General features: G+C 76.4%; 9 protein-coding genes. 8 read left to right on the forward strand and 1 reads right to left on the reverse strand.

Going from position 1 to position 10,417, the window contains the following annotated elements; all coding sequences use genetic code 11:
- Positions 1 to 122: 122 nt before the first annotated feature.
- From ACFV0G_RS25605 to ACFV0G_RS25630, 6 genes are all read left to right on the forward strand, one after another.
- Positions 123 to 1,325, forward strand: coding sequence for an acyl-CoA dehydrogenase family protein (locus ACFV0G_RS25605; protein WP_380552396.1), 1,203 nt, complete (start codon positions 123 to 125; stop codon positions 1,323 to 1,325).
- A 155-nt stretch (positions 1,326 to 1,480) separates the two neighbouring features.
- On the forward strand, positions 1,481 to 2,548 hold the full coding sequence (locus ACFV0G_RS25610; protein ID WP_380552399.1) for a zinc-binding dehydrogenase: 1,068 nt from the start codon (positions 1,481 to 1,483) through the stop codon (positions 2,546 to 2,548).
- Positions 2,549 to 2,684: 136 nt separating this feature from the next.
- On the forward strand, positions 2,685 to 4,172 hold the full coding sequence (locus ACFV0G_RS25615; protein WP_380552420.1) for a trehalose-6-phosphate synthase: 1,488 nt from the start codon (positions 2,685 to 2,687) through the stop codon (positions 4,170 to 4,172).
- A gap of 51 nt (positions 4,173 to 4,223) precedes the next feature.
- Positions 4,224 to 5,129 (forward strand): UTP--glucose-1-phosphate uridylyltransferase, encoded by a 906-nt coding sequence (locus ACFV0G_RS25620; RefSeq protein ID WP_380552402.1) that lies wholly within the window; start codon positions 4,224 to 4,226, stop codon positions 5,127 to 5,129.
- 50 nt (positions 5,130 to 5,179) lie between these two features.
- The gene (locus ACFV0G_RS25625) at positions 5,180 to 5,692 is read left to right on the forward strand and encodes a flavin reductase family protein (protein WP_380552405.1); all 513 of its coding nucleotides are present in this window, start codon (positions 5,180 to 5,182) and stop codon (positions 5,690 to 5,692) included.
- Positions 5,682 to 6,638 (forward strand): Gfo/Idh/MocA family oxidoreductase, encoded by a 957-nt coding sequence (locus tag ACFV0G_RS25630; protein ID WP_380552408.1) that lies wholly within the window; start codon positions 5,682 to 5,684, stop codon positions 6,636 to 6,638. The genes ACFV0G_RS25625 and ACFV0G_RS25630 overlap by 11 nt, the downstream gene beginning before the upstream one ends.
- A gap of 7 nt (positions 6,639 to 6,645) precedes the next feature.
- Here the strand turns inward: ACFV0G_RS25630 and ACFV0G_RS25635 are convergent, their stop codons facing one another.
- Complete coding sequence (locus tag ACFV0G_RS25635) at positions 6,646 to 7,248, reverse strand: CGNR zinc finger domain-containing protein (RefSeq protein WP_380552411.1); 603 nt, start codon at positions 7,246 to 7,248, stop codon at positions 6,646 to 6,648.
- Positions 7,249 to 7,401: 153 nt separating this feature from the next.
- On the opposite strand from ACFV0G_RS25635, the gene ACFV0G_RS25640 reads away from it, so the two are divergent.
- Both ACFV0G_RS25640 and ACFV0G_RS25645 read left to right on the forward strand, forming a co-directional pair.
- Positions 7,402 to 8,682, forward strand: coding sequence for an MFS transporter (locus ACFV0G_RS25640; RefSeq protein ID WP_380552414.1), 1,281 nt, complete (start codon positions 7,402 to 7,404; stop codon positions 8,680 to 8,682).
- Between the two features lie 107 nt (positions 8,683 to 8,789).
- Entirely contained in the window at positions 8,790 to 10,325 is a 1,536-nt protein-coding gene (locus ACFV0G_RS25645) for a GMC family oxidoreductase (RefSeq protein WP_380552417.1), read from the forward strand.
- Positions 10,326 to 10,417: the final 92 nt, after the last annotated feature.

Below are 10,417 nucleotides of genomic sequence, written 5' to 3' on the forward strand. Positions count from 1 at the left end.
CCTCCCGGCGGTCCCCGGCCCGGCGCCCGGGCAGGTCAACCGGCGAACTGGCGCCGCGACTTCCGCTCTTGAACACCCGTCCGCCGTTCCTACGCTCCTGGTGACCTCAGGAGGTGGTGGGAATGACCCAGCAGCACGAGCGGCCCGCGCTGATCGACCGCAGGCCCCTGTCGCCGGAGAGCGCCGAGTGGCTGGCCCGGGTGGACGGCATCGCGCCGGTGATCGAGAAGTTCCGGGACGAGGGCGAGCAGCGCCGCTCCTCCCCGCTGCCCGTCTTCGAGGCGCTGCGGGACGCCGGGATGCACCGGATGCTGGTCTCCCGTCATCTGGGCGGGTCCCAGGTGACGCTGGAGACCGGCTCGCTGACCCTCCAGGCGCTGTCGCGGCTCGACCCGGCCGTCGCCTGGCAGATGGGCGTGCAGGCCGCGATCGGCCGGCTCTCGGACTACCTGCCGGAGCCGGTCGCCGAGGAGCTCTTCCGCGACCAGCCGGGGCTGGTGGTCGGCTCGGTGAACCCCACCGGCACCGCGGAGGCCGTCCCCGGCGGGTACCGCCTGAGCGGGCGGTGGGGCTTCGCGAGCGGATCGGCGCACGCCGGCTGGCTGGTCTGCGCGGCCCGCATCACCGAGAACGGCGCCCCGCGGGCGGTCGAGGGCGCCCCGGAGATCCGGATGCTCTTCGTCCCCGTCTCCTCGGTGCGGATGCTGGACACCTGGCACACCCTCGGCCTGCGCGGCACCGGCAGCGAGGACTACGAGGTGGACGGCGTCCTCGTACCCGAGGAGTACACCGTCGTCCAGCGCGACATGTTCTTCGCGCCGCCGGCCCGCGCCTCGCGCGGATACGCCGTCAGCTACTACGACTTCGGGCTGTTCGGCTCGTCGTCGACGGTGCTGGGCGCGGCCCGCGGCGCGCTGGAGGAGTTCACCGCGCTCGCCGCGGCGAAGCGGCCGGCGGCCGGCACCGCGACCCTGGCGGCGAGCCACACCGTGCAGGACCGGCTGGCCCGGGCCGCCGTCCAGGTGCGCTCGGCCCGGCTGCTGCTGGCCGACGCGGCCTGGCACGCCGAGGGCTTCGGCGACGTGGGCGGGGACGCGCTGAGCGCCACCGTCCGCCTCGCCGCGGCGACCGTCGCCGAGCAGTGCCTGGAGGCGATCGGCTCCCTGTTCACGCTGGCCGGCACCTCGTCGCTGTACGCGTCCAGCCTGCTGGAGCGGTACTTCCGCGACGCCCACGCGGCGGCCAAGCACATCACCCTGTCCCCGACCAACATCGAGATGACCGGCCAGTACCTGCTGGGCGGGGGCCTGAGCATGCGCCGCTGAGCGCACCCCGCACCGCGCACCGCGCACCGCGCACCCCGCACCGCGCACCCCGCACCGCGCACCCCGCACCCCGCACCCCGCACCGCGCACCGCGCCACGAGAACCACGACCCGCACTGATCCGACCCGTACGCGACCCGAACCGGAAGGACGGCCATGCAGACCATGAAGGCCCTTCAGCTCCTCGCCCCCAGGAAGACCGTCCTGGCAGAGGTGCCGCGACCGCAGACCCCGGCCGACGGCGTCCTGCTGAGGACCCGCTGCGTCTCCATCTGCTCCACCGACATCTCGTTCTTCGAGGGCCACCTGTTCCCCTCCGAGTACCCCGTCGTCCTCGGCCACGAGTACCTCGGCGAGGTCGTCGAGAAGGGGCCCGACTTCGACCACCCGGACATCCACGTCGGGGACCGCATCGTCTACTGGGGGCAGACGGACTTCGGCGGCTTCGCCGAGTACCGCAGCCTGCGCCCGGTCTTCTCCGGCGAGGTCAAGGAGGACGTCTTCTGGGCCGACCGCAACTTCTCCGACGACCTGCGGGCCGCGGCGGTGAAGGTCCCCGAGCAGCTCGACGACCTGCAGGCCTCGTTCATCGAGCCGACCACCGGCGTGCTGCGCTCGATCCTGGGCAACCCGCCCAGGATCGGCGACCGGGTGCTGGTCATGGGCACCGGCCCGATCGGGGTCATCGCCGGCAGCGTCATCAAGCGGCTGTTCGCCCCCAACTCGGTGGTGTCGGTGGACGCCAACGTGATGCGCAACCGGCACGCCGAGGAGCACTTCTCGCAGCGGGCGTACCAGCCCGAGGAGCTCATCGCCGAGGTGCCGGAGAACACCTTCGACTACGTCTTCGACGCGCTGCCCACGGTGAAGGTCGACGACGAGGAGAAGGACCCGCGCCGGGTGGCGATGCGCCGCCTCAAGCCCAAGGGCCGCTACATCCTCTACGGGGCCTCGCAGGAGATGCAGAAGTTCGACACCTGGCTGATGCTCGCCAAGGGCATCAACATCAGCGCCTCGCCGTTCGACGTGACCGCGTTCCCGATGCACCACTCGGCGAACGTCATCCAGACCGCCATGCAGATGCTGCTCACCGGCGTGGTCGACGGCAAGCGGCTGCTGTCCACCGTCCACGACTTCCAGGACTACGACGGCCTGGTGCGGATCTTCGAGAACTACCGCTCGACGACCGACCTGAAGACGATCGTCGACTTCCGCGCGGCGTAGCGGCCGCCGCCCCCGCACCGCACCGCCGGACCCGGGGGCCCGGGCGGGCCCGCCCGGCCGCCGCCCCGCCGGGCCCGGACCTCCCGGCCTCCCGGCCTACCGCCGCCCGACCTCCCGAAGGAGACAGCACGTGGACATGCCGCCCGTCCGGCAGGGCACCGAAGCAGCTGCGGACTTCGTCGTGGTGGCCAACCGCCTCCCGGTCCACCCGGACCGGGGCCCGAGCGGCGAGGTGCGCTGGCAGCGCAGCCCCGGCGGCCTGGTCAGCGCCCTGGAGCCGATCCTGCGCTCCCGGCGGGGCGCCTGGGTGGGCTGGCCGGGCAGCACCGGGCCGGTCGGCGCGGCCCTCCCGCAGCAGGGGATCGGGCTCGCCGCCGTGCCGCTGGACGAGGAGGAGCACCGCGACTACTACGAGGGCTTCTCCAACGCCACCCTGTGGCCGCTGTTCCACGACGCGGTCGTCCCGCCGGTGTACGACCAGCGGTGGTGGCACAGCTACGAGCGGGTCAACCGGCGCTTCGCCGAGCACACGGCCGCCCGGGCCGCGCCCGGCGCGACCGTGTGGGTGCAGGACTACCAGCTGATGCTGGTGCCCGACCTGATCCGCCGGCTGCGCCCGGACGTGCGGATCGGCTTCTTCCTGCACATCCCCTTCCCGCCGGCCGAGCTCCTGCTCCAGCTGCCCTGGCGCACCGAGCTCGTCGCCGGACTGCTCGGCGCCGACCTGGTGGGCTTCCAACTCCCGGGCGGGGCGAACAACTTCCTGCTGCTCGCCGAGCGGCTCGGGTGCGGGCGGGCGGAACGAGGCCCGGCAGGGCCCGGGGTGCTCGGGACACTCCGGCTGCCCGGCCGCACCGTCCGGGTCGGCGCCTTCCCGATCTCCATCGACACCGCGGACTTCGAGACCCTCGCCGGCAGCGCACCGGTGCGCCAGCAGGCGCGGCAGATCCGCGACCGGCTCGGCGCCGACCGCCGCATCCTGCTGGGCGTCGACCGCCTCGACTACACCAAGGGCATCGACCACCGGCTGCGGGCCTACGAGGAACTGCTCGCCGAGGGCCGGGTGACCGCACGGGACACCGTCCTGGTACAGGTCGCCACGCCCAGCCGGGAGCGGGTCGCGCACTACCGCGCCGAGCGGGCGCTGATCGAGGCCCGGGTCGGGCGGATCAACGGCGCGTACGGCGAGATCGGCCGCGCCCCGGTGCACTACCTGCACACCACGGTGGACCGCGTCGCGCTCGCCGCCCTCTACCGGGCCGCCGACGTGATGCTGGTGACGCCGCTGCGCGACGGGATGAACCTGGTCGCCAAGGAGTTCGTGGCGGCCCGCCCGGACCTCGGCGGGGCGCTGGTGCTCAGCGAGTTCGCCGGCGCCGCCGCCGAACTCGCCGAGGCCCGCCTGGTCAACCCGCACCACCTCGCCGCCCTCAAGGACGCGGTGGCCGCCGCCCTGGCGCAGGACCCGGCCGAGGGCCGGCGCCGGATGGCGGCGCTGCGCCGCCGGGTCCGCGAACGGGACGTCGACCACTGGGCCCGCTCCTTCCTCCGCGCGCTGCACGGCGTCCGCCCGGAGGACGGCGCGGACCCGGACGGCGCCCGGCGCCACCCGGTCAGCGCCTGACCGGCCGTCACACCCGCTGCCACGACGCCGTCCGGAAGGACCGCCACGACCATGACCGATCTGCCCCCGCGCGTACGCAAGGCCGTCGTCCCGGCGGCCGGCCTCGGGACCCGCTTCCTGCCCGCGACCAAGGCCACGCCCAAGGAGATGCTGCCCATCGTCGACAAGCCGGCCATCCAGTACGTGGTCGAGGAGGCCGCCGCGGCGGGCCTGGCCGACGTCCTGGTGGTGACCGGGCGCGGCAAGCGCGCCGTCGAGGACCACTTCGACCGCAACACCGAACTGGAGGCCGCGCTCGCCGCCAGGGGCGACCTCGCCCGCCTCGACCTGGTACGGGCCTCGGCCGACCTGGCCGCCGTGCACTACGTGCGCCAGGGCGTCCCGCGCGGCCTCGGCGACGCGGTGCTCTGCGCCGCCCCGCACGTCGGCGACGAGCCGTTCGCCGTGCTGCTCGGCGACGACCTGGTCGACCCGGCCGAGCCGCTGCTCGACGCGATGATGCGGCTGCGCGAGGAGTTCGGCGGCAGCGTCCTCGCACTGGCCGACGTCGGGCCCCGGGAGATCGGCCGGTACGGCTGCGCCGCGGTGGAGCCCGTCCGGGACGGCGTGGTGCGGGTCACCGACCTGGTCGAGAAGCCCGAACCGGGCCGGGCGCCGAGCACGCTGGCGGTCATCGGCCGCTACGTGCTGGACCCTGCGGTCTTCGACGTCCTCGCCAAGACCGGGCCCGGCCGGGGCGGCGAGATCCAGCTCACCGACGCGCTGCGCACCCTCGCCCGCGACCCGGGGACGGGCGGGCCGGTGCACGCGGTGGTGTTCACCGGCCGCCGCTACGACACCGGCGACTGCGGCGAGTACCTGCGCGCCGTCGTGCAGTTCGCCTGCCGCCGCGACGACGTGGGCCCGGCGTTCCGCCGCTGGCTGCGGGAGTTCGCCGCGAGCGCGGCCGCGGCCTGACCGGGCGCCGGCCGACCCCGAACCCGACTCTCCGAGGAGCTCTGACCGCCATGCCCGACACCGACCCGAACCTCGACTTCACCCGCGCCATGGCGCGGGTCCCCGGACCGGTGGTGGTCGCCACCACCGTCGACGCGGCCGGCCGCCGCTGGGGCTTCACCGCCAGCTCGTTCACCTCGGTCTCGCTGGACCCGCCGCTGGTGATGCTCTGCCTGGACCGCGGGGCCAGCACCCACGGCGCGTTCACCGCCGCCGGGAGCTTCCTGGTCAACGTCCTGGCCGGGGACCAGCGCGAGATCGCGGTGCGCTTCGCGACCTCGGGCGTCGACCGCTTCGCCGCGGGCGACACCGCCCCGCTGGAGCTGGGCCTGCCCGGCGTCCCGGGCGCCGCGGTCCGGATCGCCTGCACGATGCACGCGGTGCTGGACGGCGGCGACCACAGCATCCTGGTCGGCCGGGTGCTGCACTGCGCGAGCGCGGACGGCCGCGAGCCGCTGCTCTACGTCAACCGCGGCTTCGGCCGGCCCGCCGGCCTCGACCTGGCCGTCCCCGGTGGGCGCTGACCGGCCGGGCGCCCCGCGGGTCGCGGTCCTCGGCACCGCCCACCCGCACCTCGCCGACCACCTCCGCGCGCTCGCCGGCGCGGCCCTGGTGTCGGCGGTCCACCCGGGCCGGTGGCCCGGCGGCCCGCTCCCGGACGCCCCGGTGGCCGGCGACCCGGCCGCCGCGCTGGCCGGGGCGGACGCCGCCGTGGTCTGCTCGACCACCGCCGAGCACCCGGAACTGCTGGCCGCCGCCCTCGCGGCGGGCGTGCCGGTCCTGGTCGAGAAGCCGCTGGCCGCCGACCCGGCCGGGGCGCTGGCCCTGACCCGGGCCGCGGAGGCGGCCGGCGCCGCGGTGTCCGTGGCGATGTTCCTGCGCTGCGCGCCCGCGCTGCGCCGGGCCCGGGCGCTGCTCGCCGGCGGGGCGCTGGGCGAACTGGCCTGCGCCGACGCCTGGTTCACCCACCCCGGTCTGCCGGACGGCCTGTTCGACACCCGGGCGGCGTGGATGCTGGACCCGGCGTGGGGCGCCGTCGGCGCCATGGCCGACCTCGGCGTCCACCTGGTCGACCTGCTGCGGTGGCTGCGGCCGCGGGCGCCGCTGCGGGTCCGCTCGGCCGTGCTGCGCCCGCTGCCGGGCGGCCGGCCGGGGGACGCGGGGGGCACCGCGCTGCTGGCGTGGGGCGGGGTGCCGGTGGCGCTGCACACCGGCTGGGACGTCCGCCCCGGCGGGGTGGCGCTGCGGCTGGCGGGCACCCGGGGGAGCGTCGAGGTCCGCGGCGGCGAACTGGTGCTGACGGACCGCCACGGGGCGCGCCGGGAGTCCTACCGCCCGCCGGACGCTGGCGACGCCGCGGCGGCCTTCCTCGCCGCGCTCGCGGGGGCCGCCCGGCCGGTGCTGGCCACGGCGCGGGACGCGGTCGCCTGCGCGCGCACCATGGCGGAGATCGCCCGGGCCGCGCGGTGACCCGCGGTCAGTGGGCCTCCCCGGCGGCGCGCTTGGCCCGCAGGCTCTGCTTCTTGGCCTGGTTGCCGCAGGAGTCCATCGAGCACCACCGGCGGCTGCCCGGCCGGGAGGTGTCCAGGAACCACGCCGCGCAGTTCTCGCCGGCGCACTCGCGGACCCGCGCCAGTGCGGGCGAGGTGGCCAGTTCGAGGGCGTCGCGGGCGATCGCGGCGAGCACCGCGTCCACCGGCCGCGCGGCCTCGTGGCGCAGCACGCCCCGGCCGTCCAGGGCGGGCACCGGGACCGGGTGCGCGGCGAAGCCGTTGACGGTCTCCCGCGCCCCGGCCGGGCAGCCGGCGGGGCCGCCGCCGCTGCGTGCGGCGGTGAGCAGGGCGTGCACGGCCTCGCGCAGCTCCCGGGCGGCCTCCAGGGTGTCCGGCGCCGGTGCGGGGACGGCGGCGCCCGCGGCGTACGGCCCGAGCTGGCGGACCCAGTCGGCCAGCGCCTCGGGTCCGTCCAACTCCTCGGCGGCGTCCGCCGAGCCGCGCAGCCGCAGGGTGCGCAGGTAGTCGAGGCAGATCCGGCCGGAGCCGGTGCGGAAGCGGCGCGGGGGCGCGGTGGCGGAGGTCATGGGACCACGCTACTCCGGAACCGGTTTTACTGGTACGTTGATGGCACCGGTTAAACCGGTTCCCTAGGCTCGCCGCCCCGGGCCCGCGGCCCCGGACCGCTGCACCCCGCGCTCCGCATCCCCTTCCATCCCGACCGATCAAGGTGTGTGCCCATGCCCGCAGCTCCGACCCCCGCCCCCGCGCCGACCCTCGGCCGGCGGCTGATCCTGCTGCTCGCCGTCGCCTGCGGGACGGCAGTCGCCAACGTCTACTTCCCGCAGGCCGTCGTCCCGCTGATCGCCAAGAGCCTGCACGTCACCCCCGGCTCCGCGGCGATCGTCGTGACCTGCGCCCAACTCGGCTACGCGGCAGGCATCTTCCTGCTCGTCCCGCTCGGCGACCGGCTGCCGCACCGGCGGCTGATCACCTGGCTGCTGCTGGTGACCAGCGCCGGCCTGGTCCTGGCCGGCACCGCCACCGGGCTGGCCGCCCTGGCCGCCGCCAGCGCCCTGGTCGGCGCCGCCACCGTCGTCCCGCAGGTGATCATCCCGATGGCCGCAGGCCTCACCGAGCCCGAGCGGCGCGGCGCGGTCACCGGCACCCTGCTGTCCGGCCTGATCGGCGGCATCCTGCTCGCCCGCACGTTCTCCGGCACCCTCGGCCAGTGGCTCGGCTGGCGGGCCCCGTACCTGATCGCCGCCGGGCTGGTCCTGCTGCTCGCGCTCGCCATGGCCACCGCGCTGCCGACCACCTCACCGACCACCGACCAGCGCTACCCCGCCCTGCTCGCCGAGTCCCTGCGGCTGCTGCGCGCCGAACCGCTGCTGCGCCGCTCCTGCCTCTACCAGGCGCTGGTCTTCGCCGGCTTCAGCGCCGCCTGGACGGCGCTCGCCCTGCTGGTCACCGGACCGCGCTACCACCTCGGCACCTCCGCCGTCGGCGTGATCGCGCTGGTCGGCGCGGCCAGCATGTTCGCCACCCCGGCCGCCGGCCGGCGCATCGACCGCTCCGGACCGGACCGGGTCAACCTGGCCTGCATGCTGGGCGCCGTCGCCGCCGCGGCGCTGCTGCTCACCGGCCTGCTGGGCGGGGCCGCCGGGCTGGTCGGCCTCGGCGCGGGGATGCTGCTGCTCGACGTCGCCATGCAGTCCGGCCAGGTCGCCAACCAGTCCCGGATCTTCGCGCTCCGTCCGGACGCCCGGGCCCGGCTCAACACCGCCTACATGACCTGCGCCTTCCTGGGCGGCAGCGTCGGCTCCTGGCTCGGCGTGCGCGCCTACGGCGCCCTCGGCTGGGGCGGCGTCTGCGCCCTGGTGGCCCTGCTGGCCGGCCTCGCCCTGGTGCGGCACCTGCTGGCCCGCCCGTGGGGCCCGGCCCCGCAGCCGGCCGCACCGCCGGCCCCGCCCGCCGCGGCCCCGACCGGCCGCGAGGACGGCGTCCCGGCCGCCCGCTGACCCCCGTCCGATCCGCAGCACACCGAAAGGACCGACATGGCACGGCACTTCACACTCGCCAGCACCACCTGGACCTTCCTGCACCCGGACCCGAACGGAGCGGCGGCATGACCGAGTACGACTACGTGATCGTGGGCGCGGGCTCGGCGGGCTGCGTCCTGGCCGACCGGCTGAGCGCCGACGGAACGGCCCGGGTCCTGCTGGTCGAGGCCGGCACCGGGGAGCCGGAGAAGCTCCCCGAGGTGCAGGTGCCGATCCTCTTCCCCCGGCTCTTCGGCGGCCCGCTCGACTGGAACTTCCGCACCGAGCCGCAGCCCGGCCTGGACGGGCGCACCATCCCCATCCCGCGCGGCAAGGCGGTCGGCGGCTCCTCGGTGGTCAACGCCCAGCTGTGGACCCGCGGTCACCGGGCCGACTACGACGGCTGGGCCGAGGCCGGCCTGGACGGCTGGAGCCACGCCGAGCTGCTGCCCTGGTTCGAGCGGGCCGAGCAGCGGATCTCGCTGACCGGCCTGCGCTACCCGCTGCCGGTGACCCCCGCGTTCACGGATGCCTGCGCACGGCTCGGCCACGCCCCGGCCGCCGAGGTGCAGGAGGGCTACGCGCTCGCCCGGGCCACCCACCGCGACGGACTGCGGCACAGCTCCGCCGACGCCTACCTCACCCCGGCCCGGGACCGCGCCAACCTGACCGTCGCGGCACGGACCCTGGTGCGCCGGGTGCTCTTCGAGGGCACCCGGGCGATCGGGATCGAGGTCGAGGTCGAGGGCGCCACGGGCCCGGAGCGGATCCTCGCGCGGCGCGAGGTGATCCTCTCGGCCGGCGCGGTCGGCAGCCCGCACCTGCTGCTGCTCTCCGGGGTGGGCCCGGCCGGCGAACTGGCCGCGCACGGCATCGAGACCGTCGCCGACCTCCCCGGGGTCGGCCGCGACCTGACGGACCACCTGCTGGTGCCGCTGGCGTTCGAGGCGCGCGGCTTCGCCTCGCCGGGCGCCGGGGCCGGCCCCGAGCAGATCGACCAGTACCTGCGCGACCGCACCGGCACCCTGGACTCGATCATCTCCGAGGCGCTGCTCTTCCTGCGGACCCGGCCCGAGCTCGCCGCCCCGGACATCGAGGTGGTCCACCTGGTCGTCCCCCTCGGCGAGCACCGCCGCCCCGCCGCGGACGGCCTGGCGCTCGGCGTCATCCTGCTGCGGCCGCACAGCCGCGGCGCGGTCACCCTGCGCACCGCCGACCCGCGCGACGCCCCGCTGATCGACCCGCGCTACCTCTCCGACCCGTCGGGCGCGGACCTGGCGACCCTGGTGGACGGTGTCCGGGCGGCCCAGCGCATCCTGCGCGAGCCGGAGTTCGCCAAGTGGATCGGCGAGCCGCTCACCCCGGGCGCGCTCGCCGAGGACGACGAGGCGGTGGCCGCCTACGTCCGGGCCACCGGCGGCAGCATCCACCACCTGGTCAGCACCTGCCGGATGGGCGCCGACGACGCCTCGGTGGTCGACCCGGCCTTCGCCGTCCGCGGGGTGTCGGGGCTGCGCGTGGTGGACGCCTCGGCCATGCCGGGCATCGTGCGGGCCCACACCCACGCCCCGGTGACCATGCTCGCCGAGCGCGCCGCCGACCTGATCCGCGGCCTCGGCTGACCCCCGGCGGGGGGGGGGGGGCGCCGCCCCCCCCCCCCCGCCCCCGGCGCGCGAGGGCGGCGGCGCCCCGCGCCCCGCCCGCGGCGCGCCCC

The organism is Kitasatospora sp. NPDC059571 (genome assembly GCF_042735675.1).
Taxonomy (GTDB): Bacteria; Actinomycetota; Actinomycetes; order Streptomycetales; family Streptomycetaceae; genus Kitasatospora.